This window comes from Magnetospirillum sp. SS-4 (assembly GCF_902729425.1).
Taxonomy (GTDB): domain Bacteria; phylum Pseudomonadota; class Alphaproteobacteria; order Rhodospirillales; family Magnetospirillaceae; genus Phaeospirillum.
The window spans coordinates 33,287-58,234 of record NZ_LR746532.1; the positions used below are offsets into that span (position 1 = coordinate 33,287).

Annotated in this window: 20 protein-coding genes; 9 read left to right on the forward strand and 11 right to left on the reverse strand. The window is 67.2% G+C overall.

What is annotated here, in order from left to right; all coding sequences use genetic code 11:
• Positions 1-3 precede the first annotated feature (3 nt).
• The 4 genes from bcrC to had are packed head-to-tail and all read right to left on the reverse strand — an operon-like array spanning position 4 to position 4,192.
• Positions 4-1,179 carry a benzoyl-CoA reductase subunit C gene (bcrC, locus tag MTBSS4_RS21525; protein ID WP_173985435.1) on the reverse strand — a complete coding sequence of 392 codons (1,176 nt, stop codon included), beginning with the start codon at positions 1,177-1,179 and terminating at the stop codon, positions 4-6.
• A 1-nt stretch (position 1,180) separates the two neighbouring features.
• Complete coding sequence (locus tag MTBSS4_RS21530) at positions 1,181-1,951, reverse strand: cyclohexa-1,5-dienecarbonyl-CoA hydratase (RefSeq protein ID WP_173985436.1); 771 nt, start codon at positions 1,949-1,951, stop codon at positions 1,181-1,183.
• A 2-nt stretch (positions 1,952-1,953) separates the two neighbouring features.
• Positions 1,954-3,087 (reverse strand): 6-oxocyclohex-1-ene-1-carbonyl-CoA hydratase, encoded by a 1,134-nt coding sequence (gene oah / locus MTBSS4_RS21535; protein ID WP_173985437.1) that lies wholly within the window; start codon positions 3,085-3,087, stop codon positions 1,954-1,956.
• A gap of 28 nt (positions 3,088-3,115) precedes the next feature.
• Positions 3,116-4,192: a 6-hydroxycyclohex-1-ene-1-carbonyl-CoA dehydrogenase gene (gene had / locus MTBSS4_RS21540; protein ID WP_173985438.1), complete on the reverse strand. Its 1,077-nt coding sequence runs from the start codon at positions 4,190-4,192 to the stop codon at positions 3,116-3,118.
• A gap of 282 nt (positions 4,193-4,474) precedes the next feature.
• On the opposite strand from had, the gene MTBSS4_RS21545 reads away from it, so the two are divergent.
• Genes MTBSS4_RS21545 through MTBSS4_RS21560 form a run of 4 tightly spaced genes read left to right on the forward strand, consistent with a single transcriptional unit; the run spans position 4,475 to position 7,976 of the window.
• Positions 4,475-6,211 carry a 2-oxoacid:acceptor oxidoreductase subunit alpha gene (locus MTBSS4_RS21545; RefSeq protein WP_173985439.1) on the forward strand — a complete coding sequence of 579 codons (1,737 nt, stop codon included), beginning with the start codon at positions 4,475-4,477 and terminating at the stop codon, positions 6,209-6,211.
• A 3-nt stretch (positions 6,212-6,214) separates the two neighbouring features.
• Positions 6,215-7,057 (forward strand): 2-oxoacid:ferredoxin oxidoreductase subunit beta, encoded by an 843-nt coding sequence (locus MTBSS4_RS21550; RefSeq protein WP_173985440.1) that lies wholly within the window; start codon positions 6,215-6,217, stop codon positions 7,055-7,057.
• The gene (locus MTBSS4_RS21555) at positions 7,054-7,572 is read left to right on the forward strand and encodes a ferritin family protein (RefSeq protein ID WP_254432704.1); all 519 of its coding nucleotides are present in this window, start codon (positions 7,054-7,056) and stop codon (positions 7,570-7,572) included. The genes MTBSS4_RS21550 and MTBSS4_RS21555 overlap by 4 nt, the downstream gene beginning before the upstream one ends.
• A 2-nt stretch (positions 7,573-7,574) precedes the next feature.
• Positions 7,575-7,976: a RidA family protein gene (locus MTBSS4_RS21560; RefSeq protein ID WP_173985441.1), complete on the forward strand. Its 402-nt coding sequence runs from the start codon at positions 7,575-7,577 to the stop codon at positions 7,974-7,976.
• A gap of 41 nt (positions 7,977-8,017) precedes the next feature.
• Here the strand turns inward: MTBSS4_RS21560 and MTBSS4_RS21565 are convergent, their stop codons facing one another.
• A complete protein-coding gene (locus MTBSS4_RS21565; protein ID WP_173985442.1) occupies positions 8,018-9,760 on the reverse strand; it encodes a hypothetical protein in 1,743 nt (580 codons plus the stop codon).
• 162 nt (positions 9,761-9,922) lie between these two features.
• Positions 9,923-10,693, reverse strand: a complete 771-nt coding sequence (locus MTBSS4_RS21570) for a tetratricopeptide repeat protein (RefSeq protein WP_173985443.1) — start codon at positions 10,691-10,693, stop codon at positions 9,923-9,925.
• 120 nt (positions 10,694-10,813) lie between these two features.
• Here MTBSS4_RS21570 and MTBSS4_RS21575 point away from each other — a divergent pair, with 120 nt between their 5' ends.
• Complete coding sequence (locus MTBSS4_RS21575; protein WP_173985444.1) at positions 10,814-11,305, forward strand: pentapeptide repeat-containing protein; 492 nt, start codon at positions 10,814-10,816, stop codon at positions 11,303-11,305.
• A gap of 22 nt (positions 11,306-11,327) precedes the next feature.
• Complete coding sequence (locus tag MTBSS4_RS21580) at positions 11,328-12,371, forward strand: GGDEF domain-containing protein (RefSeq protein WP_173985445.1); 1,044 nt, start codon at positions 11,328-11,330, stop codon at positions 12,369-12,371.
• Between the two features lies 1 nt (position 12,372).
• On the opposite strand, the gene MTBSS4_RS21585 is transcribed toward MTBSS4_RS21580, so the two are convergent.
• Entirely contained in the window at positions 12,373-13,245 is an 873-nt protein-coding gene (locus tag MTBSS4_RS21585) for a helix-turn-helix transcriptional regulator (RefSeq protein WP_173985446.1), read from the reverse strand.
• A gap of 95 nt (positions 13,246-13,340) precedes the next feature.
• Between MTBSS4_RS21585 and MTBSS4_RS21590 the strand changes: the two genes are divergently transcribed.
• Complete coding sequence (locus MTBSS4_RS21590; protein ID WP_173985447.1) at positions 13,341-14,483, forward strand: PP2C family protein-serine/threonine phosphatase; 1,143 nt, start codon at positions 13,341-13,343, stop codon at positions 14,481-14,483.
• A 58-nt stretch (positions 14,484-14,541) separates the two neighbouring features.
• On the opposite strand, the gene MTBSS4_RS22745 is transcribed toward MTBSS4_RS21590, so the two are convergent.
• The 4 genes from MTBSS4_RS22745 to MTBSS4_RS21610 are packed head-to-tail and all read right to left on the reverse strand — an operon-like array spanning position 14,542 to position 20,972.
• Complete coding sequence (locus tag MTBSS4_RS22745) at positions 14,542-16,650, reverse strand: tetratricopeptide repeat protein (RefSeq protein WP_173985448.1); 2,109 nt, start codon at positions 16,648-16,650, stop codon at positions 14,542-14,544.
• A complete protein-coding gene (locus MTBSS4_RS21600) occupies positions 16,620-18,608 on the reverse strand; it encodes a tetratricopeptide repeat protein (protein WP_173985449.1) in 1,989 nt (662 codons plus the stop codon). The genes MTBSS4_RS22745 and MTBSS4_RS21600 overlap by 31 nt, the downstream gene beginning before the upstream one ends.
• A gap of 4 nt (positions 18,609-18,612) precedes the next feature.
• On the reverse strand, positions 18,613-19,719 hold the full coding sequence (locus MTBSS4_RS21605; RefSeq protein WP_173985450.1) for a DegT/DnrJ/EryC1/StrS aminotransferase family protein: 1,107 nt from the start codon (positions 19,717-19,719) through the stop codon (positions 18,613-18,615).
• Complete coding sequence (locus MTBSS4_RS21610) at positions 19,716-20,972, reverse strand: methyltransferase domain-containing protein (protein ID WP_368667811.1); 1,257 nt, start codon at positions 20,970-20,972, stop codon at positions 19,716-19,718. Before MTBSS4_RS21610 ends, MTBSS4_RS21605 begins: the two co-directional genes overlap by 4 nt.
• A gap of 158 nt (positions 20,973-21,130) precedes the next feature.
• Here MTBSS4_RS21610 and alaS point away from each other — a divergent pair, with 158 nt between their 5' ends.
• Together alaS and MTBSS4_RS21620 are read left to right on the forward strand one after the other, a co-directional pair.
• Positions 21,131-23,767 carry an alanine--tRNA ligase gene (gene alaS / locus MTBSS4_RS21615; protein ID WP_173985452.1) on the forward strand — a complete coding sequence of 879 codons (2,637 nt, stop codon included), beginning with the start codon at positions 21,131-21,133 and terminating at the stop codon, positions 23,765-23,767.
• A gap of 124 nt (positions 23,768-23,891) precedes the next feature.
• Positions 23,892-24,788 carry a flagellin gene (locus MTBSS4_RS21620; RefSeq protein ID WP_173985453.1) on the forward strand — a complete coding sequence of 299 codons (897 nt, stop codon included), beginning with the start codon at positions 23,892-23,894 and terminating at the stop codon, positions 24,786-24,788.
• The last annotated feature ends 160 nt before the right edge of the window (positions 24,789-24,948 follow it).

Below are 24,948 nucleotides of genomic sequence, written 5' to 3' on the forward strand. Positions count from 1 at the left end.
ATGTCAGCTCCACAGCTTGATGGAATCGGCAAAGGTGCCAGCCTGCTCGCGGATCGGCTGCATCTGGCCCGAGTTTTCGGCGTACTTGAAGGCGATGTAGGGGATGCCCGCTTCCGACAGCTTGTTGCAGATCATCGGGCGGTCCAGCAGGGCCGGATCGCAGAAGCTGGGGGTCGCGTAGATGACGCCCTCGGCGCCGCAGGCCTTGATGGCGTCCACATGGAACTGCCCCTTGACCTTGCCGTCGGGAACGTACTTGCACGAGGTCTCGACCGAGTTCTCGATATAGGTCATGGCCAGGGCTTCCAGCGGGTCGCCGTCGGTGGGGACGTCGGTCATCAGGAAGCGGTTGTTCAGCGAGTAGTCGTCATCGACCACGTAGCAGCCGGCCATTTCGATCGACTTGATCAGGTTCAGCGGCGGCTGCTCGCAGAACGAGCCGTAGATGGAGACGCGGACGTTGTCGCGCTTCGGGCGGTCTTCCTTGGCGGCGGCGGCCATGTAGTCCTTGAGCATCTGGTTGTGCTCTTCCACGTCCATCATCAGGCCGGCCCGCATCAGCAGGTAGACCTCGGAGGTGGGGGCCAGCCACGGCTGCTTGGCGCGGAAGGAATAGACCTCGCGGATCAGGCGACGGTTCTCGTTGTACAGCTTGATGGAATTCTTGATGTCGGCGTCGCTGATCTTGCGGCCGGTCATCTGCTCCAGGCCTTCCTTCAGCTCGTGCAGCTCCTGGACGTAGTAGGTGCCGCCGATGGACTTGTCGTAGTTCTGGGGGGTGTCGAAGAACTTGCTCCACACGTTGGGGAACATGATCTTCCAGATGCCCGACAGATTACGGATCACGTCGCAGACGAACGGGAAAATCATGCCGTCGACGAAGTCGAGACGGTTGGTGACGCCCAGTTCGATGGTCGAGCGCGGAATGCGGCAGATATAGCTCTGATAGTAGGCGTCGCCGTGGATGACTTCCATCTGGTCGCCACCGCCGAAGATCCCCAGCGGCAGGCAGCCGGCGGCATGGATCATTTCAAGCGGGGAGTAGACCGGCAGGAAGCCGACGACCTTGCGGCCGGGCTTGGCGGCCTTCCACTTGCGGGCATAATTGAAACTCAGGTCTTCGAACATCTCCTGGCAAACGCCCACGATGTCGGCGACGGTCCTATTCTTTCCAGACATCCTATCGGTCCTCCCAAAGTGCCGCTCTCTTTTCGACGAAAGCATTCAGCCCCTCGACTGCGTCGCGGGTGGCCATCAGGCCGTTGAGGTAAAGGTCTTCGACCGCGGCGATCTTGGCCCGGACCCGCTCGTTCATGCCGAGACGGGCGGCCTTGACCGCGAAGCGCAACGAAGAGGCGGAGTGTTTGGCCGGTCCGGCATCGAACCAGGCCAGGGCCGCCGCCTCCGGCTCGTCGGCGACCGCGTTGGCCAGGCCAAGACGGGCGGCTTCCTCGCCGGAGATGGAACGACCGGAGTAAAGCAGATCCTCCGCCGCCACCCGAGGCATGCGCTCGGGCAGCAGGCAGGACGCCGCCGGGGCGAACACGCCCAGCACGATTTCCGGCTGGCCCAGCTTGGCGTCGGGCGAGACGAACATCATGTGACCGGCCATGGCCACCTCCAGACCGCCGCCCAGGCACTGGCCGCGCACCGACACCAGAATCGGCACCGGATACTCGACCATGACGAGGACCAGGGCGTGCAGGCCTTTCAGCATGGCGGCGCACTGGTCGGGCATGTGCTCCGGCACCGAGGCGCCGAAGCTGAAATGCGGTCCCTCGTGGTCGATCAGCACCGCCCGGATGTGGGAATCGCTGCTACCCTCGACCAGGGCCTTGTGCAATGCCGCGATCATCTCGGCATCGACGATGTTGGCCTTGGGCCGCGACAGGCGAAGCCGGAGCAGCTTGCCGTCGCGGTCCTTCCAGACCTTGAGTGCGGAATCGGCCATGTTCAGTGACCCGCCTTGGGGATCAGCGACTCGATCAGCTCGGGGGTCCAGGGCGCGCCCTTGGCCAGGGCCTGACGCAGCGCCACGAAGTCGATCTCGCGATCTTCCTTCGGGCCTTCGTTGAAGGCGCGGAAGCCGGTGCGGGCCTCGGTCATCATGTTGAGGCCGAGCCAGTCGCGGCTGTTTTCCTTGTTGGCGTTCCAGGCGTTCAGCTTGGGCTTCCTCAGTTCCTGGATGGTCTTGGTGAAGCAATCCGGGAAGGTGTGCAGGATCTTGGCGCAGATTTCCTCGACCTTGGCGTCCAGCAGGGACAGGTCGATGGTGCCCTTCTTCAGCAGCTCCTTGCCGGCGGCCAGTTCGGCGCCGGTCTTGGACTCGCCGTGAACGATCTTGCCGAACTCGTCCAGATAGCGATCCGTGATCACCAGCGGGTTGGGAACGAACTTGCCGTCCACCTTCAGGGCGGGGACCACGTCCATGATGATGCCGGTGCGGTAGGCCTTGTGGGCCGACCAGGGCTCGCACAGCGAACCGGACACCATGGCCTGCTCGCAGCCGATCATCACCGGCAGGAAGTCGGTGGCGCCGCCGATGGGGGCGGAACCGTGCTTGGGGCCGGCCTGGCCGAACTTGGCCAGATCCTGGGCGACCGAGAAGTCGGCGGCCATGCCGATTTCCTGGCCGCCGCCGATGCGCATGCCGTTGACGCGGCAGATCACCGGCTTGTCGCAGCCCAGGATCGACGACACCATGTCGTTGAACAGCCGCATGTACTGGCGGTATTCCTGCGGATTGCCGGCATAGTACTCGGCGTATTCCTTGGTGTTGCCGCCGGTGCAGAACGCCTTGTCGCCGGCGCCGGTGAAGACCACCGAGGACACGTCGCGGGCGTTGGAGGCGTCGCGGAACGCCATGATCACGCCCTTCACCATGTCGGTGGTGTAGGAATTGTACTGCTTCTGGTTGTCCAGAGTGATCCAGGCGTTGTACAGGCCTTCGGCGACGGTGCCGTCGGCCCGCTTGGCCGGACGCTTTTCGTAGAGAACGCCGGGGACCACCTCGGTGGGGACCAGATTATGGTCGTTCAGGTGGGCGGGGGCCGTCTTCTCGACGATGGCGGCGGTATCCTTCTTCATGACGTCGGTTCTCCCTCTTCGGATTTTCTTAAACGTGGGGGCGCAGCACGGCGCGGCGCGACAGCTTGTGGTCATGCACGTCGGCGAAGGTCTCGTTGATCGAGTCCAGCGGCCGGCATTCGACGAAATTCTTGACGTTGACCTTGCCCGACAGGACGAGGTCGAGCGCACCCGGATAGAGGTCGGGGGTGCAGCCCCAATTTCCAAGGGCCCTGGCGTGATAGGCCATCAGATTAGAAAGACGGAATTCAGCCTTGTTCATGGTGTAGCCGACCACGCAGATGGTGCAGCCGTGGACCATCAGGTCGAAGGCGGTCTGCTGGCCGGGCACCGAACCCGAGCATTCCATGATGATCCATTCGGTGGAGCGCAGGCCCTGGGCCTTGGCGAAGGCACCGATTTCCTTCTTGATCTCGCGGGTGCCGGGGAAGTCCTTGGGGTTGAGGGTCAGCGTGGCGCCCGAGGCCTTGACCGCCTCCAGCTTGGAGGGATCGATGTCCAGCGCCACCACCTTGGCGCCCATGGCCGAGGCCACCTGCACCGAATAGCCGCCGACGCCGCCGCAGCCGATGACGATCACCAGGTCGCCGGGGCCGACGCCGGCCTGGGTGGCCGCCTGGAACGGGGTGGTCAGCGCGTCGGCCACCACCGAAACCTCGGCCAGTTCGAGACCGGCGGCCTTGAGGCGGGCCTCATCGACCTCGCACAGACCCTTGGCCGGAACCTTGACGTGGGTGGCGAAGCCGCCCTGGAGGTCGTTGCCCGGCATCTTCTGCGACCGGCAGATGGTGCCCTTGCCGCGCTTGCACAAATCGCACTCGCCGCAGGGGATGACCGCGGGTATGATGACCGCCTTGCCGAGCCAGGATTCGGCACCCGCACCCACGCCGGCGACGCGGCCGCTGATTTCATGGCCCAGGGCCAGGGGCAGCGGATGATTGGTGCGGACACCGTTGTAGTAGTAGTCGAGATCCGTATGGCACACGCCGCAGCCAGCAATGGCCACCAGGACTTCGCCCGGTTCCAGGGTTCCGATCTCCATCGGCTCCTTGATCATGGGCTGTCCCACTCCGGTCATCATCCAGCGGTAAGGTGACGTGGTCATGCGATTCCCTCTCTTCTGCGGTGTCCGTCCGTATCGAACCATTGACGCTGATTCGGCTCGGTGTGTATTATTGGGTAAATGCGTACCACAATACCGATTTATCCGTCAAGAGGACCTTGTGGTTGGAATCCAAGCGGCGGGATGAAATAACATCTTGTCCGGTTGGCCTGTCGGTCCGCCGGTCCTGGCGGAAAATGCGCGGATGGTCCGCGCGGGTTAACCCTAAACTGTGGCCCGGCACCCCGCGACGAAGATCAGGGGGCCTTTCGGGGGTAAGAGAATATGACGACGAGTTCCGGATCGGGATCTGTCTCGATAGCAATGTGCGGCAGCGGCGGCGCTGGTGTGATGACCGCCGCCAACATGTTCCTTGACGCCGCCACGGCGGCTGGGTTCTACGCCTTGTTCAGCCGTTCGTCGGGGCCGCAGATTCGCGGCGGCGAGGCGGCGGCCCTGGTGCGTCTGTCGGTGGACCCGGTCAGCTCGGTCGACGACACCTTCGATATCCTGCTGGCCATCGACTGGCTGGGGGTTCAGCGTTTCGCCGCCGAACTGCCGCTGTCGAAGTCCAGCGTGATCATCTGCGATCCCTCCGCCGGCGAGGTCCCCGAGGCCTATGTCCAGAGCGGCGCCAGCATCGTTCATCTGCCCATGAAGGATCTGGCCAAGGCCATTCCGGGCGGGCGTCCCAACATGATCGCGCTGGGCGCGGTGGCGGCCATGATCGGCTTCCCGGTGGCGCAGCTGACCGAGGTGCTGGGCAAGTCGCTGAAGAAGAAGCGCGCCGATGCCTTCGAGGCGTCGGTGGCGGCGGTGAAGTCGGGCGCCGAGGCGGCGGCTTCGCTGAGCGGGGCCAAGACCATCGGCCAGCCCAAGGCCAAGGACGTGAAGCGCTGGACCATCACCGGCAATTCCGCCGCCGGCCTGGGCGCCATCAGGGGCGGTGTGCGCTTCTGCGCCGCCTATCCCATTACTCCGGCCACCGAAGTGCTCGAATACCTCACCTCCGCCCTGCCCAAGGTCGGCGGCGTGTTCGTCCAGGCCGAGGATGAACTGGCCTCTGTCAACATGTGCATCGGCGCCTCCTATGGCGGCGAACCCTCCATCACCGCCACCGCCGGTCCCGGCCTGTCGCTGATGATCGAGGGCCTGGGCCTGTCCATGGCCTCGGAAACCCCGGTGGTGGTGGTGGACGTCCAGCGCGTCGGCCCCTCGACCGGCATCGCCACCAAGTGCGAGCAGTCGGACCTCAACATCGCGGTCTACGGCCTGCACGGCGACGCCCCCCACCTGGTGGTGGCGCCCGATTCCATCGGCGATTGCATGTTCACCACCCAATGGGGCGTGTATCTGGCCGAGACCCTGCAAAGCCCCTGCATCGTGCTGTCGGATCAGGCCCTGGGCCAGAGCCGCGCCATCATCGACGCCCCCGCCGACGTCGCCTTCGTCGGCAAGCGGCTGGAGGCGGTCCCCCCCGCCGAGGGCGAGGTGTTCAAGCGCTACGCCAACACCGCCAGCGGCGTCTCGCCGATGCCGGTTCCCGGCGTCGCCGGCTGCCAGTACACCGCCGACGGGCTTGAGCACACCGAGACCGGCACCCCGACCTCGCAGGCCGCCGACCACTCGATGCAGCTGGACAAGCGCCTGCGCAAGCTGACCGGCTTCGATTACGGCAATCACTGGGCCACCATCGAGGGCGAGGGCGACATCGCCGTCATCACCTGGGGCTCGTGCACCGGCGCCGCCCGCGAGGCGATCGCCCGCGCCAAGGCCGATGGCGTCAACGCCAGGCTGATCTCGGTCCGTCTGATCTACCCGACCCGTCCCGAGCATCTGGACGAGGCGCTGAAGGGCGTCAAGAAGATCCTGGTGGTGGAGCAAAGCCATCTGGGCCAGTTCACCCGTTACCTGCGTGGCGAGTACGATCTGCCGGTCAAGCCCGAGCAGCTCTCGCGTCCCGGTCCGCTGCCCATGCGTCCCGGCGAAATCCACGCCCGCCTCCTGTCGATGGGGAAGTAAGTCATGTCCAGCTGCAATTCCACCGCTACCACCTACTCCGCCAGGGACTTCAAGTCCGATGTGAAGCCGGTCTGGTGTCCGGGCTGCGGCGACTATGCCGTGCTGTCGTCCATCACCAAGGCGTTCGCCGATCTCGGGCTGAAGCCCCATGAAACCTCGGTGGTGTCGGGCATCGGCTGCTCGTCGCGCATTCCCGCCTACACCAACACCTACGGCTTCCACTCGATCCACGGGCGCGCGCTGGCGGTCGGCCAGGGCCTGAAGCTGGCCCGTCCCGATCTCACCGTGCTGGTGGCCGGCGGCGACGGCGACGGCTTCTCCATCGGCGGCAACCATTTCCTGCACGCCTGCCGCCGCAACGTCGATCTCACCTACATCGTCATGGACAACCGGGTCTACGGCATGACCAAGGGCCAGCCCTCGCCGACCACCGAGTCGGATTGGGACGCCTCGGCCATGGCTCCGCCCGGCGGCACCGGCCTCACCCCCTTCCATCCGCTGGCCATCGCGCTGGCGGCGGGGGCCAACTTCGTCGCGCGCGGCTTCTCGGGTGATCCGAACGGCACCGCCGAGATCATCGCCGAGGCGATCCGTCATCCCGGCTTCTCGTTCGTGGCGGTGATGAGCCCCTGCATCACCTTCCGCGAAGAGCAGCGCGACTGGAAGGACACCATGCGCAAGACCGCCATCGACGCCACCACCGACGCGGCCCAGGCCGCCCGTCGCCTGATGACCGACGACGGCTTCAATTGCGGCGTGCTCTATCGCGGCAACCGGGTGTCCTACGGCAAGGAGAAGAAGGCGGTCGCCAAGATCTCCGACCTGGACGCGGAGTTCGCTCTTTGAGCGGATCGCCTGATTTCACGGCGGTGAAGACCTCCGCCGACCTGCTCGCCATCGTTCGACGGATGGAGGAGAGATCGGCGGAGCGGTACCGCGAACTGGCCGAGGCGTTCGAGACGTCGTGCAACAATCTCGAAACCGCCGAGGCCTTTCGCGATCTGGCCGAGGGCGAGGACCGGCATGCCGCCGAGTTCCCCGCTCTCGCCGGGCCTCGTCCCGACCTGGCGGTCTGGGGCGAGGACGACCCCGAGATCGCCGACCCCAGCGCGGTGCATTACCTGATGCATCCCTGGCATGCCTTCGACCTGGCGTTGCGTCACGAGCAGGAAACCCTGGCCCTGTTTTCCGCCCTGGCGGAGAAGTCCCCCTATCCGGAGGTCAAGGCCGAGGCCGTCCGCCTGGTCCTGCGCGAGCGGGAACATGTGGAGCGGATGAAGGCGAAGCGGGACGATTCGCCGGTGCCGCCCGATGATTGGGACGACGACGACGACGACCCCAACTGGGAAGCTGGAGACTGACCATGGCCCATCAATCCATTTTGCCCGAGGGGTGGGACCCGCCCATCGGTTACGCCAACGCCATGCTGGCCGAAAAGGGCCGGGTGCTGGCCCTGGCCGGCCAGGTCGGCTGGAACGCCAAGCAGGTGTTCGAAAGCGACAAGCTGGTGCCGCAATTCGAACAGGCGTTGCGGAACATCCTCGATATCCTGAAGGCGGCGGGCGGCAAGCCCGAGCACATCATCCGCATCACCGCCTTTTGCATCGACCGGCCCCAGTATCTGGAGACCCGGCGCGAACTGGGCCGTATCTGGCGCGAGCTGATGGGCAAGCACTACCCGGCCATGAGCATGATCTTCGTGGCCGATCTGCTGGACCATCCCGCCAAGATCGAACTGGAAGCCACGGCGGTCATTCCCGACTGACACCGGCGTCGGCGGGCGGGGGAACACCCCGCCCGCCCTTGCTATTCCCCGATGTTGAGTTTCGCCACCGCCCCGGCGGCGGCGGGGCGCAGATAATGCATCAGCGCGACGGCGGGGTGCCGGCCAAGGGCGGCGACCAGTCCCGGATTGGCGGCGCCGGCCCTGTCATAGAGCGAGGGGGCGTCCGTCCCGTCGCCCTGTTCCGCGCCGGACAGCAGGACCACGCCGCCGCCGCCGGGCCGGTCGGACACGCCCAGATTGCCGGCCACCATCCCGACATGGCGGCTATCCCACGAACGGCCGCCATTACTCGATCCGCACAGGTTCAGCACCGCCGGAGCGTCGGCGTTTCCGTCCGGCGACGCCGGAAACACGATGGCGTATCCCTGTCCTCCGGTGGCGACCGTCGCCGCCGAACGGCCGGTCGCGGCGGTGATGGGGATGGGGGCCGGCGCCGTCCAGGTGGCGCCGAAATCCGCCGAGCGAAGGATGGACAGCCGGTCTTCCGGATTGTCGAACACCGGTTTTCCCAAGAGGATCGCGCCGCCGTCGTCGTCCATGGCGAGAGCAGGCGGCGTCATGGTGACGAGGCCGTCCACCGGCCGGGGCGGCGTCCACGAGCTTCCGCCGTCGCCGGAGGTGGTGACGAACAGGGTGTTTTCGGCCAGGACGGCGAGGCACAGCCTTCCCCGGCGGGCGGCCAGCGCCACGGCGGCGGCGGCGGGCAGGCCGGCGACCGGAATGCGGGTCCAACCGGCCTCGCCATGCTTGCGGCTGGCCAGGACGACGATGCCGCCGCCGCGCCACGCCACATGCAGGACGTCGCCGTCGGGATCGTGGGCCATGGCCGCGGCCGTCAGGTCCGGCAATTGGGCGATGGTCGCGGCCGGCGACCAGCTTCGCCCCTGGTCCGGGGACGACGACAGCATCAGCCGGGGATGGCGGGGGTCTTCCGACCATGCCAGATGCAGCGTGCCGGCGCCGTCCACCGCCACGGCGGGAGGAGTCTCGAACCGGTGGGGCAGGATGGCCCGGTTGATGCCCCAGGTTCTGCCGCCGTCGTCGGAGATGGACAAGATCCATGACGGGCCGGCGGCGCGGACCGCGTGCAGGCGGCCGTTTCCGCCACAGGCGATGGCCGGGGCGGAGAGGGTCGAGACCGGATGGACCCGCCTGCCGTTCACCATGCCGAACAGGCCATCGGCCGGATTGACGAAGCCGTCGAAGTCGTCGAACAGGCACAAGACGTTGCGGTCGCCGCGCAGCAGATCGTCCAGCGTCAGCTCCGCCAGATCGACGCCGGCATCGCCGTGGGTGATCATCCGCCCGCCCAGTTCGTTCCTCGTCAGGGCGGCCAACTGGGCTTTCTCGACGGAATCGAAGCCTCGCCACCACAGGCAGTTCCGATAGCCGGAGAACCCCAGGATGATCAGTTCCCGGGGATTGGCCTTGGCGAAGGTCCGGATGGCGATGAAGGCGTCCCGCAGGATCTCTCCGGTCGAGCCCTGCCAGCCCAACGCCGGATTTTCGGAGAACTGGCCGCAATGGAAGGCGCCATCGGTCCAGATGGCCGGGCGGATGTCGAAATAGCGGGCGCCGCTTCGAAGCTGCGTCGCGATGCCGTCGTACTGGGTCCGGGTATTGCCGTGGTTGGAGAACAAGGTTGAATGGGTCAGGTCGTGCATGCCGGCGCCACGGGCGCCGGGCAGGCGGACATCTCCCAGCCGGCGCGGGGAGATGCGGTTCATCTGGTCGGTCATCCAGGTGGATGGAATGGTGCTCATTGCGGCCTCCGGCGGAGGACGCGCCATTGATTGATGTAGCCCGGAACTGGCTGCGTCCTTATGTCGTGACCTTGATCATAATGCGCAGGAGAAATGTTTTCATCGACTTTAAGGCAACTAAAAATACACAATCCATATCGATTGCATCCTTGGGGTGGCGGTCTACGCCATGGCCCTGGCTTCCGCCTCGGTTTCGTCGTGGGCGCGCAGGTCGCCGGCGCGGGCGAACAGCCGGGCCGCCTGGTGCAGGGCCTTGCCCGCCGAGGCCTTGTCGCCCTCGTCGGCCAGGACATAGGCGATCGATCGGTGGCTGCGGGCCTCGCCCAGCATGTCTCCGACCTCGCGGAACAGTTCGATGGCCCGTTCGTAATCGGCCCGGGCGCGGTCCAGTTGCCCCAGGATGCGGGCGATGGCGGCCAGCGAGCGCAGGGTGTGGGCCTCGCCCAGGGTGTCGGCCGCCCGCCGGAAATGGCCCAGGGCCTGCCGATACCGGTCAAGCGCCCGGTCGTGGCGGCCGGCGTCGCGGTCCATGTGGCCGAGGCGGCGGCTGACATGGCCCATGCCGGAATGGTCGGCGGCGGAATCGTAAAGCGCCAGCGCCGACAGATAGCAGCTTTCGGCCTCGGCGGCGTTGCCGTCGCGCTGCGCCAGCCGCGCCAGCCGCGCCAGGATGCCGGCCTGGCCGTGCTGGTCGCCGGCATGGGCGAGAAGGGCGCGGGCCTCCACATAGGACTCGCGGGCGGCGGAGGAATGGCCGGTCTCGGCCTCCAGGTCGCCAACCTGGGTCAGGGCGCCGGCCTCGCCGGCGGCGTCGCCGGCTTCGTGGTAGAGCAGACGGGCGCGGCGGAACGCCTCGCGGGCCGGCTGCTTGTCACCGGCCAGCCAAAGTTTCTCCGCCTCGTCCAAGATGGTGTCGGCCTCGGTGCGGGTCATGGGCCTTGTCCGTCAGTGTTGCATCCTGGTGACAGCCTAAGCCCTCGCCGGCCGGCGGTAAACCACTCAGCCACAAATAGTTCTTTGACCTGCGTCAACAGGGGGATTAAACCTACCCTCATGAGGTTGGTTCTGTCCGTCATCGTCCTGCTCGCCGGCGCTTCGTCAGCCATTGCCGCCGATTGCACCGTCGCGGCCGCGCCGGGGGTCGACTGGCAGCGCTGCTACATGGACGGCCGCGATTTTACCGGCCATGACCTTGGCCGCTCGCGCATTCGCGAGACCAGTTTCCAGCGTTCCAATCTGTCCGGCGTCGATCTCAGCCGGGTCGACGGCTATCGGGCCCGCTTCATCAGCGCCGCCATGAAGGGCGCCAGGCTGGATGACGGCCTGTTCAGCGAGGCGGATTTCACCAAGGCCGATCTGTCCGGCGCCTCGCTGGCGCGGGCCGACCTGCGCCGGGCCAAATTCTTTCATGCCTCGTTGCGTGGCGCCGATCTGACCGGCGCCAGGATCACGGGGGCCGATCTGCTGAATGCCGACCTGTCCGGGGCTCGCTGGATCGATGGCGTCAAGCTGTGCGCCGAGGGATCGCTGGGGCAGTGCAACTGAATCTGAGTGGGCATGGGCTGGAATGAAGACGACTGATCCGATCGATGTGGCTTCCCACTGCGCCCGCGCCGCCCTGGGGCTGATGGAGCGGCACAAGGTGCCGCCGACGCCCGAGAACTTTTCCATCTGGTACGCCTTCGTCGCCGGCCGCAACCCCGAGCTTACCGCCGCCATCAACGCCATCTTGAACAGCGGCAAGAAATTCACCGAGAAGGTCAATGAACAGCTGTACGAGCGCTTCGCCGTGTTCGGCCAGGACAAGGCCGAACTGCGCGAGGTCGGGCTGCGGGTCGAGGAGGCGGTGGGCCGGGTTCTGGAATACCTCAGCAATGCCGGGGATGGAACCCACAGCTACGGCAATGCCCTGGAGACCTTCTCGGGACGGCTGAGCGGTGGGCCGGCGCCCGATTACCTCGCCGACGCGGTGGGCGCCATCATGGCCGAGACCAAGGCCATGGCCGATATCAACCGGCAACTGACCAGCAATCTGGAACTGTCGAGCACCGAGATCGCCCGTCTGCGCAACGAACTGGACGACCTGAAGCGGGAAGCCGCCACCGACGCCCTGACCCAATTGGCCAACCGCAAGATGTTCGACCACGCCCTCAGGCACGCGGTCGAGGCCGCCGGCCGCACCGGCGAACCGCTGGGCCTGCTGATGATCGACATCGATCATTTCAAGCAGTTCAACGATACCTACGGCCACCCCCTGGGCGACCAGATTCTCAAGCTGGTGGGACGCTCGCTGACCGAGATCGTCCAGGTCAAGGACACCGCCGCCCGCTATGGCGGCGAGGAATTCGCCGTCATCCTGCCCCGGACGATGCTGGCGGATGCCCTGACGGTGGCCGAGACCATCCGGACCCAGGTGGCGGCCCGGCGGGTGACCAACCGCCGCACCGGCCAGGTGCTGGGACAGGTGACCCTGTCGGTGGGGGTCGCGGTGCTGGCGGCGGGCGAGGGCGGCGAAGCCCTGGTCCAGCGCGCCGACGAGGCGCTTTATCTCGCCAAGCGCGATGGCCGCAACCGGGTCAAGTCCGAACTCGACGTGGCGGCCGCCGGCTGAACTACAGCCCCAGATGCGAGGCGCATAGTCGGGAGAGTTCCTCCAGGCTGTCGTCGACGCTTCTCGCCGAGGTGTCGAGGGTGGCGTCGGCGCGGCCGTAGAGATGGCTGCGCGCCTCCAGGATCGAGCGCAGGTCCTCCATGGCGGCGTGGCCCTGGCCCTCGATGGGGCGCAGATCGCCCTGGCTCATCACCCGTCGCATATGCTCTTCCGGGGAAGCCTGTATCCAGACGGTGAAGCACGATTGCAGCAGCAGGTCGTAGGTGTGGGGCTCGGACACCAGCGAGCCGCCGGATTCCAGCACCATGCTGGGCTGGCTGGCGATCGAGGTCTCCAGGGCGCTGAATTCCAGCTTGCGATATCCCTTCTGCCCCATGGACAGCAGGATTTCGGTCATGTCCATGCCGGCGATCTGCTCGATCACCGAGGTGACCCGGACGAAGGGCACGCCGTAGCGTTCCGCCAGCCGCTTGCCCAGGGTGGTCTTGCCGGCGCCCCGCAGCCCCACCAGGGCGACGCGGCGCGACAGCTTGATGCCGCGCTTGAACGTCTGGCGCAGCAGTACGTAGGCTTCGGATTGCTGCTCGGGCGACAGGGATTCCAGAAGCTTGCGCGCCAGCGGCAGGTCGGGGTGATGCCCCTCGGCCTCGGCCTCGATCAGTTCGGCGATGGGCAGGCCCATGGCCTGGGCCAGCAGCCACAAGATATTGTAGCTGACATTGGCCTGACCGCTTTCCAACTGGGCGAGATAGCGTTCGGAGATGCCGGTGTGCAGCGACAGATCCCGGCGGGACATGCCCCGCCGCGCCCGGAATCCCTTGACCCGATCCCCCAGCCGCTTGGCCATGGCGGCGAACTCTGCCTGATCTCCCATACGTAGATACCCTGCCCGGAAAACATTTCGATACTGAAGCATGGTTGTGGCCGTAAGGCCAGCGTCGTGCATAATAGTGCAGGGAGGAGAGATGCATGATACAGCCACCCGAGTTCGCCCAATGCCGGGCCTTGATCGTCGAGGACAATCCTCTCAACCGTCAGTTGGTGGAGGCGCTGCTGGGCGCCATGGGCATCGGCACCATCGGAATGGCGGTCGACGGGGCCGACGGGCTGGAACGGCTGGGTCAACTGGTGCCCGACATCATCATCCTCGACATCATGATGCCCCGGATGGACGGCTTCGAGTTCCTGTCGCGTCTTCGCGCCGACCCGGATCACGGCGACGTTCCCGTCCTGGTGACCACCGCCCTGAGCGAGAAGGCGGAACGGGCGCGGGCGTTCGACCTCGGCGCCTCGGATTACGTGGTCAAGCCCATCGACCAGCGCGAGTTCATCGCCCGCGTCTCGGTGCATCTGCGTAACCGGATGCAGTTGGCGCGGCTGCGGCGCTATCAGGAACGGCTGCGGGCCGATCTGGCGGCGGCGGCGGCCATGCAGGACGGCCTGCTGCCGGCCCCCAACCGCGTCAAGGCCATCGAGAGCGCCTATGGGGTCCGGATCGCGTCGCTGTTTCGCAGTTCGTCCGAACTGGGCGGCGACCTGTGGGACGTGGTCGCCATCGACCCCGACCGTTTCGGGCTCTATCTGGTGGATTTTTCCGGCCATGGCATCGCCGCCGCCATCAACACCTTCCGCCTGCATGTGCTGATGGCCAAGCTGGCCGATCAGGCCATCGATCCGGCGGCCCTGCTGGAACGGGTCAATCAGGCGCTGCTGTCGGTGCTGCAACGCGGCCAGTTCGCCACCATGATCTACGTGGTGTTCGACGTGGCCCGCAACAAGGCGGTGTTCGCCTCGGCGGGCGGCACCGCGCCGGTGCATCGGGCGGCGGACGGCACCGCCGGCCTGCTGGTCAGCCATTCCCATCCCCTTGGCCTTGTTCCCGAATCCCGCTTCCGGACCATCGAGGTGCCGTTCGGTCCCGGTTCGGCCCTGCTGGTCTACAGCGACGGCCTCAGCGAGGCCAGCGACGGCCAGGACGGCATGCTGGGCGAGGAAGGGGTGCGCCGGATCGCCGAGACCTGTTCCGGCGATCTGGACGGCGAGGTCAAGACCCTGGCGGATAGGGGATTTGGCTTCCACGACGACCTGTCGGTGGTCTGGGTGTCGCGCTAGGCCCAAGGGGCCTCGGCTATCGGCGGTTCCGATTGTCGGGATTTGGCGTGAGGGGGGATCAGGACCGGCCGGCGCAGGCGGCCCGCCACATCCCGCGATAGGCCGCTTCCAGGTCGGCCACCACCGGCCTGGCGTCGCAGACCGGCGAAGCGAGCATCATGGCGCGCAGGCCATGGCGCAGCCGGCGCCGCCGTTCCGGATCGGCGGCCAGTCCGGCGGCGATTTCCACGTATTCTTCATCCGTTCGGGCGATCAGGTCGGGCAATCCGGCATTGGCCAGGATCGAGGCTCCGGCCCGCTGCCACGAATTGGGGCCGGCCAGGGTGACCACCGGCACCCCCATCCATAGCGGGATCAGCACGGTGGTGTTGCCGGAATGCAGTGGCGAATCCAGCACCGCCGTCAGGCGGGAATAGATCCCCATGTTGCGCCCCCAGCCGCCGGGTATCCCCTCCAGGTCGACCCGTCCGGCCAGTTCGCCCAGGCCCGCCGGCTCGGCCAGCCGTGCCGCCCAGGCCTGCCGGGTGGGGGCATCGTTGAACTGGGCCTGCTTGAACAGGATGCGGCTGTGGGGAACCCGTTCCAGCAGCCGGCGCCACGTCGCCATGGTGCGGCGGTCGACGCGGGCGGCCTCGGCGACGCAGCCGAACACGATGCCGTCGTCGCCGTCGTCGCCGCCGATTTCGGGCCAGTCGTCCCGTGGCTGGAAGGGGGCGATGATGCGGGGCAGGCGGATCACGGTCTCGCTGAAATCGGCGTCGCGTTCGGGCGGGGTCAGATGGGGATCGCCCAGCAGATAGTCGAAGCCGTCGAAGCCGGTGGTGGCGGAATAGCCGATCAGCGTCGCCACCTGGACCGGGGCGGGGCGGTGGGCGAAGACCGGCATCCGGTTGCCGGCGGCGTGGCCGCACAGGTCGACCAGGATGTCGATGCCGTCGGTCCGGATGGTTTCCGCCAGCGCCTCGTCCCCCTGGTCCGCGCAGCGGCGCCAGTGGTCGGCCATCGCCTGGAACCGCCCGGTCACCGCGTCCGGCCTGCCCAACTCGGCATAGCAGAACACCTCGACGGCCTCGCGGTCGTGGTGGCGGATCAGCGGCTCCAGGTAATAGCGGCAGGCATGTTCGCGAAAATCGGTCGAGACGTAGCCGACGCGCAGCCGCCGCCCGGGGTCCCAGGAGCGCGGCGGCGGCGGCGGCGGCCGGATGTGGCTGATCAGCCGGTTGCAGCGGCGGGCCTCGGCCAGCATCTCGGCCGGCGGCAGCTCGGGGACGTATTGCAGGCTGAACAGCAGCCGGCTTTGCACCGGCCACGAAACCGCCGAGACCGGTTCCCGGCCGGCTTCCCGGCATCGCCGCAGCAGGGCGGCGGCCTCGGCGCCGTCTCCCAGGGTGGTCAGGGCCGCCGCCAGGGCGAAGCCCACATGGATGTCGTCGGGGGGCGCCAGGGCGGCGGCGGCGCGGGCGGCCTCGATGGCTCCGACCGCCTGGCCCGAGTTCTGGCGGGCGGTGGACAGCGCCACCAGACTCTCCAGGCTGGGCGAGGAGCGGCCGGCGGCTCGTTCCAGCAGCGGGATGGCCCGTTCGGGCTCGCCCCGCTCCAGGATGACCAGCCCCAGGTCGGTCAGGGCTCCGGCGTCGTCGGGGGCCAGGTCGAGAGCCCGGCGCAACGGCGGTTCAGCCTCGGCATGGCGGCCGGCCTTGATCAGCTGGCTGGACAGCGCCACCAGGGCGTCCACCGAATCCGGGCGCAGCCGGAGCAGCCGCTCATAGGCGGCGATGGCGGCGTTTCGGTCGCCGGCGCTGGCCAGCGCGTCGGCCAGATTGGCGATGTCGTCGGCCTCTGGCGCCTCCAGCGCCGCCAGATGGTCGGCGGCCAGCCGGGGGCGGCCGGCATTGAGCGCCAGCAGGGCGACGGCCCGCCGCAAGGTGGGTTCGGCCGGGGCCAGGACGGCGGCCCGCTCATAGGCTTCCAGGGCCGCGTCCATCTCGCCCAGCTGGACGTGTATCTCGCCGATGAACTGATGGAAGGCCGAGGTTTCCGGAGCCAGGGCGACCAGTTCCCGCGCCTCGGCCAGGGCGGTGCGCAGCTTGCCGTCCTGGCGCGCGGTCAGGGCGCGGGCGATGCGTTCGCGCAGCATCAGGCCGGTTCCGGAAGGGAGATGCACCATTCGCGCCACATCTCGCGGAAAGCCGCCTCCAGTTCACTCGCATGGAGGTCCGCGTCCAGCAGCGACGATGCCCGGATGGCGGGCCGCAGCGAGCGGCGGTAATGGCGGAGGCGATCATGGTCGCGGGCCAGGGCGGTGGCGATGGCGACGTATCCGTCCGGGGAATTCGCCGCCAGTTCCGGCGCGCCGGCACGGCACAGGTGGCTGTAGCTGAAGCGGCCGTAGGCGGCGCGGCCAACCAGGGTGACGGCGGGGACTCCCATCCACAGCGCCTCCAGGGTCGTCCGCCCGCCGGTGAACGGGGTGGTGTCCAGCATGATGTCCATGCGGTCATGGGCGGACAGATGATTGTCGGCGGCAAGCCACCCCAGCACCTCGACCCGGTCGGGGGGGAGGCCCCGTTCATGCAGGCGGGCCAACAGATCGCGACGGTTGCCCGGACGGTCGAGATTCCGGCCCTTGACCAGCAGCCGGGAATCCGGCGTCGCCGCCAGGACCCTGGCCCACAGCCCGATGGTCGCGTCCGAGATCTTGGATGGATTGTTGAAGCTGCCGAAGGTGACGTGGCCGTTGGTCAGGACCGGCGGTTCGCCGATGTCCGGCGCGGTGGGGAACGAGGTGACCTGGAAGCCGGACGGCAGTTCAATCACCGTTTCCACCGCCAGTTCGCGCATGGCGCCGTCCCGGTTCAGCCACGGGTCGGCGATGACGTAATCCATGGCGGCAAGTCCGGTGGTCAGCCCCTGGCACAGATAGGAGACCTGGACGGGAGCCGGCTTGCGGGCGAACACCCCCAGCCGGTTGCCGGCCCAGTGGCCCATGGGGTCGACCAGGATGTCGATGCCGTCGGCGACCACCCGCGCCGCCACCTGGTCATCGTTCATTTCGTGGATGAAGGTCCAGGATTCGACCAGGTCGCGCATCCGCCACGTCACCGAATCGGGATTGGGGACATGGGCGTAGACGTGGACCGAGACCCGGTCGCGGTGATGGGCGGCCAGCACCGGTTCCACATAGGGAGCCAGCACATGGGAATGCAGCGACGGCGACAAATAGCCGATGCGGAGCCTGCGCCCGGCATCGGGAACGTTGGAATGGCGGATGGGCCGGATGGACAGGAACGGGGCTTCCAGCGCGGCGCCGGCGCGGCGGGCGGCGGCCAGCACCGTTTCCTCGGCCACCCCGGACAGGAACGGCAGGGTGACCACCAGATTGGAATGGGCCTCGGCGAAATCGGGCTTCAGCATGATGGCGCGTTCGTAGCATTCCGCCGCCTCGCCCACATGCCCCAGGTCGCCAAGCGCCGTCGCCAGATTGTTATGGATTTCGGCCCGGTCCGGGTGTTGGGCCAGCACCTGCCGGTACAGCGCGATCGCGTCGTCCAGCCGGCCGAGATCCTGAAGGATGTTGCCGAGATTGATCCATCCCTCGATCCTTCCGGGCGCCAGCTCCAGCCCGCGTTCGCAGGCCGGCCGGGCTTCTTGCGGCCGCCCCAGCCCCCTCAGCACGCTGGCCAGGGTCAGGTGGGCGTCCGCCAGCTCCGGCTGATGGAGAATGGCGCGGCGGCAGCAATCCTCGGCGTCGGACAGGCGGCCCAGGTCACGCAGGGTGATGCCCAGGTTGCACAGGGTCTGGCCGCAATCGGGGCGAAGCGCCAGGGCGTGGCGATAGCAGGACTCGGCCCGATCGGGATGCCCCAGGGCCCTCAGGATGTTGCCGAGATTGGTGTGGTGGGAATGCGACTGGCCATCATGCCCGATGGCCTGGCCGAGCAGGTCGATCGCCGCCTCGGCATGTCCGGTCTGGAAGGCGATGATGCCCAGCAGGTCCAGGCAATCGGCATGGCCGGGGTTGGACGACAAAATGGCGCGGAGCGCCGCCTCGGCCTCGGCGAGGCGACCGGCCCCGTGCAGCCGGAGCGCCTGTTCGAAGCGGGGCGCGTCCGTGTCCGCCTCCACCGGGTCAGTCTTTCCGGAAGAACGACGTCACTCCGCCGATGACGGCGGAAATCTCGGCCTCGGTCAGTTCGGGATAGATGGGCAGGGTCAGGATGCGCCCGACCAGCGCCTCGGTCACCGGCAGCCCCCCGGGCGGCAGGCGGACGATATCGGCATAGCCGGGATTGGCGTGGGCGGGCAGGGCGTAGTGGATGCCGGCCATGACGCCGCGCTGGGCCAGATGCGTCTTCAGCGCGTCGCGCGTTCCGGTCTCGACGACGTAGAGGTGATGGGCGGCCTCGGTCCCGGCCACCACCGGCGGCAGGGTCAGGTCCAGGCTGGCAAGATCGCGGTTGTAGCGTTCGGAAACGGCGGCACGGCGGGCGTTGTCGGCGTCCAGGTCGGGCAGTTTCAGCCGCAGGATGGCGGCCTGCATCTCGTCCAGGCGGGAATTGTGGCCCGGCCGGCGGCTGACGCGCTCGTCGTCCCAGCCGTACTGGCGCAATTGCCGCACCCGTTCCGCCACTTGCGGGTCGTTGGTGGTCACCGCGCCGCCGTCGCCGATGGCGCCGAGATTCTTGGTGGGATAGAAGCTGAAGCAGCCGACGTCGCCTATCGAACCGACCCGGCGGCCCTGGTGCCGGGCGCCCTGGGCCTGGGCGCAATCCTCCACCAGGGCCAGTCCATGCTCGCGGCACAGGGCGAGCAGGGCGTCCATGTCGCAGGGCTGGCCATAGAGATGGACGGCGACGATGGCCTTGGTTTTGGGAGTGATGGCGGCCCGCGCCGCCTGGGGCGAGATGGTGCGGGTGGCGGGATCGACGTCCACCAGCACCGGAACCGCCCCGGTCAGGGTCACCGCCGCCACCGTGGCCAGCGCGGTGTGCGACACGGTGACGACCTCGTCGCCCGGCTCCACCCCCAGCGCCTGCAACCCCAGCACCAGGGCGTCGGTGCCGCTGTTGACGCCGATGCAATGGCCGGTTCCGGTATGGGCGGCCATTTCAAGCTCGAACGCCGCCACCTCGCGGCCGAGAATGCAGATTTCGGCGTCGACCACCCGGGCCAGCGCCTCCAGGATGGCCTGGCGGCGGGGCCGGTTCTGCGCCGGGGGGTAGCTGCACAGGATCATGGGATGAATTTCACCTCGGGGACATAGACCAGCCAGCGGCCGCCGGCGGCGCGGAAGCCGTCTTCCTTGGCGAAGATCTCCTCGGCGTGGTTCCAGGCGAACAGCAGCGCCACGTCGGGATAGTTCGACGCGAAGGCGTCATAGGGCTTCACCGGAATGTGGGCGCCGGGGCTGCATTTGCCCTGCTTGGTCGGCGTGGTGTCGGAGATGAACTCCACATGCCTCGGCGTGATGCCGCAATACTGGGTGACCGTGGTGCTCTTCGAGGTGGCGCCGTAGCCGACCACCCGCTTGCCCTGGGCGGCCAGGTCGTTCAGCGCCGCCATCAGGCCGTCGCGCGACGCCTCGCAATCGCGGCGGAACTGGTCGTAGGTCTCGGGCCTGTCCAGGCCCAGCGCCTTTTCGTCGGCCAGGGCGGCGGCGACCGAGGCCTCCACCGCGTGCCGGCCCTTGCGGCCGACGACATAGCGCATGGAACCGCCATGGGTCTTCTGGGGTTCCACCGCCACCAGCTCCAGCCCGTGGGCGCCGAAGATGCGCGCCACCGACATGGCCGAGAACACATAGACGTGCTCGTCGTAGATCTGGTCGTAGGAGGTCTTGCGGATGACGTCGCCCAGATAGGGGTCCTCGAAGATCAGCAGGCCGTCCGGCTTCAGCAGCAGCGCCACGCCTTCGGCCACCGACTTCAGGTCGGGAATGTGGCACATGACGTTGGCGGCCTGGATGATGTCGGCCTGGCCGTGTTCGGCCATGATCTCGCGGGCGGTCTCGGCGCCGAAGAAGGCGCAGCGGGTGTTGACGCCCTGGGCGCGGGCCGCCTCGGCCACATTGGCCGACGGCTCGATGCCGAGATGGCGGATGCCGGCCTTGGCGAAGTGGCGCAGCATGATGCCGTCATTGCTGCCCAGTTCCACCACGAAGGGGTCCTGCGGCCCCAGCCGCCGCGCCATGGTGTCCTTGGCGAAGGCCTCGAAATGAACGGCCATGGAACGCGATGTCTGGGAGAAGAAAGCGTATTCCCCATGGAACATGGCTTCCGGCGCGGGCTGGTCGACAATCTGGAATGTATGGCAGGATTCACAGAAGGCTGGTGCAAGTTCAAAAAAATATTCATCCTTGAACTGTGCTTCTGTAAGGAAGCCGTTTGCTAGAGGCATCCGGCCGAATGTCATGAATTTATCAATTTTATTTCCACATATTCTGCAATTCGTCATGATATTTGCAACCTTGATCATGGGCGCGCCAATCATAATGCTGGTGAACAAGGCTTTCAACCGAATTGGGCGGCCTGGCCTTTCGCGGCCATCCTTGGCCGGGGGGGTGGAATGATGGCTCCTGGACACGGCCCGTCCCCGCACGGTAAAAATGCCGCCTTGTCCGGGTCTTGACCCCCAGCACGATGGAAGCCATGCAGACAGCCAACGACATCCGCACCACGTTCCTCGACTTCTTCGCGAAGAACGGCCACGCCATCGTGCCGTCCAGCCCCCTGGTGCCGCGCAACGATCCCACCTTGATGTTCACCAATGCCGGCATGGTGCAGTTCAAGAACGTCTTCACCGGCATCGAGAAGCGCGATTACGTCCGCGCCGCGACCTCGCAGAAATGCGTCCGCGCCGGCGGCAAGCACAACGACCTGGACAATGTGGGCTATACGGCGCGGCATCACACCTTCTTCGAGATGCTGGGCAATTTCTCGTTCGGCGACTACTTCAAGGATCTGGCCATCGAGCTGGCGTGGCGGCTGATCACCAAGGAATACGGCATCGACAAGAACCGGCTGCTGGTCACCGTCTATCACGACGACGACGAGGCGGCGGCGGCCTGGAAGAAGATCGCCGGCCTGCCCGAATCCCGCATCATCCGCATTCCCACCTCGGACAATTTCTGGGCGATGGGCGATACCGGCCCGTGCGGTCCGTGCTCGGAAATCTTCTACGACCATGGCGACGGGATTCCCGGCGGCCCGCCGGGCAGCCCCGACCAAGACGGCGACCGCTTCATCGAGATCTGGAATCTGGTGTTCATGCAGTTCGAGCAGGTGGACAAGGACACCCGCATTCCGCTGCCCAAGCCCAGCATCGACACCGGCATGGGGCTGGAGCGCCTGGCCGCCCTGCTGCAAGGCAAGCACGACAATTACGACGTCGATCTGATGCGTTCGCTGATCGCCGCCTCGGCCGAGGCCTCGGGAACCGATCCCGACGGCCCCCACCGGGTGTCGCACCGGGTGGTCGCCGACCATCTGCGTTCGGCCTCGTTCCTGATCGCCGACGGCGTGCTGCCCTCCAACGAAGGGCGCGGCTACGTGCTGCGCCGCATCATGCGCCGGGCCATGCGCCACGCCCACCTGATGGGCGCCACCGAGCCCATGCTGTACAAGCTGTTCCCCGCCCTGGCGCGGCAGATGGGCGAGGCCTATCCCGAATTGATCCGCGCGCAGGCATTGGTCACCGAGACCCTGAAGCTGGAGGAAACCCGCTTCAAGGTCACCCTGGACAAGGGTCTCAAGCTGCTGGAGGAGGAGACCGGCAAGCTGGGCAACGGCCAGTCCCTGGCCGGCGAAGTGGCCTTCAAGCTGTACGACACCTATGGTTTCCCGCTGGACCTGACCCAGGACGCGCTGAAGGCCAAGGGCATCGGCGTCGATACCGACGGCTTCGCCGGCGCCATGGAACGCCAGCGCGCCGAGGCCCGCAAGGCATGGTCCGGCTCGGGCGAGGCCGCCACCGAGGGCCTGTGGTTCGAACTGCGCGACCGGCTGGGGGCCTCGGAATTCCTCGGCTACGACGCCGAGCAGGCCGAGGGCAAGATCGTCGCCTTGGTGGAGAACGGCAAGAGCGTCGAGGCGGTTCATCCCGGCCACAGCGTCGCCATCATCGCCAACCAGACTCCGTTCTATGGCGAGTCCGGCGGCCAGATGGGCGATACCGGCATCATCACCATCGGCGCCCCCGGTTCCGGGGCCAAGGCCATCGTCGCCGTCACCGACACCCAGAAGAAGCTGGGCGACCTGATCGTCCATTTCGGCACGGTGGAAGGCGGCCCCGTCGCGGTGGGCGAGGACGCCCATTTCGCCATCGACGTGGCGCGGCGCGACGCCACCCGCGGCCATCATTCCGCCACCCATCTGCTGCATTCGGCGCTGCGCGACGTGCTGGGCGACCACGTCACCCAGAAGGGCAGCCAGGTCGGGCCGGAACGGCTGCGCTTCGACTTCGCCCACAACAAGGCCCTGTCCCTGGACGAGGCCCGCCGCGTCGAGGCCGAGGTCAATGCCCAGGTCCGCGCCAATGCCGAGGTGGCGACCAAGGTCATGGCCCCCGACGACGCCGTCAAGGCCGGCGCCATGGCCCTGTTCGGCGAGAAATACGGCGACGAGGTCCGGGTGGTCTCCATGGGCGGATTCTCCACCGAACTGTGCGGCGGCACCCATGCCCGGCGCACCGGCGACATCGGCGGCTTCAAGATCGTGGCGGAAAGCGCCGTGGCGTCCGGCGTCCGCCGGATCGAGGCGGTGACCGGCCCGGCCTTCCTCGCCTGGGCCCAAGCCCAGGAGGACCTGATCGGGCGGGTGGCCGAGACCCTGAAGGCCGCCCCCGCCGACCTGCCGGTCCGCATCGCCCAGTTGCAGGAGGATCGCCGCCGGCTGGAACGGGAACTGGCCGAGACCAGGAAGCAGCTCGCCACTGGCGGCGGCCAGGGCGCCGCCACCAAGACCGTGGCCGGCGTCACCTTCGCTGGCCGGGTGCTGGACGGCGTTCCGGCCAAGGACCTGAAGGGCATGGCCGACGAGATCAAGAAGCAGATCGGCTCGGGCGTGATCGTGCTGGTGGGAACCGCCGACGGCAAGGCCAGTCTGGTGGTCTGCGTCACCGAGGACCTGACCGGCCGCTTCAGCGCCATCGACCTGGTCCGCGTCGGCGCCGAGGCGCTGGGTGGCAAGGGCGGCGGCGGCCGTCCCGACATGGCGCAGGCCGGAGGTCCCGACGCCGGAGCCGCGCAAGCAGCCATCGACGGGATCGAGCGGGTGCTGGCCGGCTGAGCGGGACATTTCCGTTCTGAAAGAAGGAAAATTTTAATAAAGTTCCGGCCAAAGTCGCCTTTCAGAATCCGATCCGGGCGGTTGACCAGCGGTTGGCCGTCAAGACTCCAGGGAGTTCGCCGTCATGGCCACCGATGTCACGCTCTCCGCCGCCATCCGCGGCAATCTTCTGTCGCTGCAAGGTACCGGCACCCTGGTTGATCGGACCAACACCCGTCTGGCTACCGGCCTGAAGGTCAGTTCCGCCATCGACGATGCGGTCGCGTACTTCCAGAACAAGGCGCTGAAGGATCGCGCCGGCGATCTGGCCGCCCGCAAGGACAACATCGACCAGGGCGTCAGTTCGCTCCAGACGGCGCTGTCCGGCCTGCAAGCGGTCGAGGCCGTCCTGGTGCAGATGAAAGGCATCGTGCTGTCGGCCAAGTCGGCGTCCGATTCCGAGCGCGCCACCCTCGGCACCCAGTTGCAGACCCTGGCCTCCCAGATGAACCATCTGGCCAACGACGCCTCCTATCAGGGCCTCAACCTGATCAACGCCACCGTCGCCAACCTGAAGGTGCAGTTCTCGGAAAAGACCGCCGCCGTCCTCCAGGTCGATGGCGCCGACGTCCGCATCTCCACCGGTCTGGTGCTGACCGCGTTCACCATGAACGCCACCTACATCGCCGGCAGCCAGGCCATCACCAAGATCGCCGGCTCCACCGCCGCCGCGGCGTTCTCCGACGTGTCGGCCTCGGTGTCGATCTTCGACGCCTATATCGACATGTTCGACTCTGGCATCACCTCGGTCCGCACCAGCGCCAAGACCATCGGCGCCAGCGTGGCCCTGCTGCAAACCCGCGCCGACTTCACCAAGGAATACATCAACACCCTCAAGATCGGCGGCGACAAGCTGGTGCTGGCCGATCTCAACGAGGAAGGCGCCAATCTGGTGTCGCTGCAAACCCGCCAGCAGCTCGGCATCCAGGCGCTGTCCTTCGCCAACCGGTCGGAACAGGGCGTCCTGTCGCTCTTCCGGTAATCCGATAGCCGGTTGACCGGACCATGACCATGGGGCGGAAGGTGCCTGGCACCTTCCGCCCTGTTGTCGTCTGGGGCTACAGCAATCGCAGGATCACCACGTCCGCGCCATCGTGGCCACGGTAGACCAGCCGCCAGGGCAGGCCGGGCAGTGGCAATTC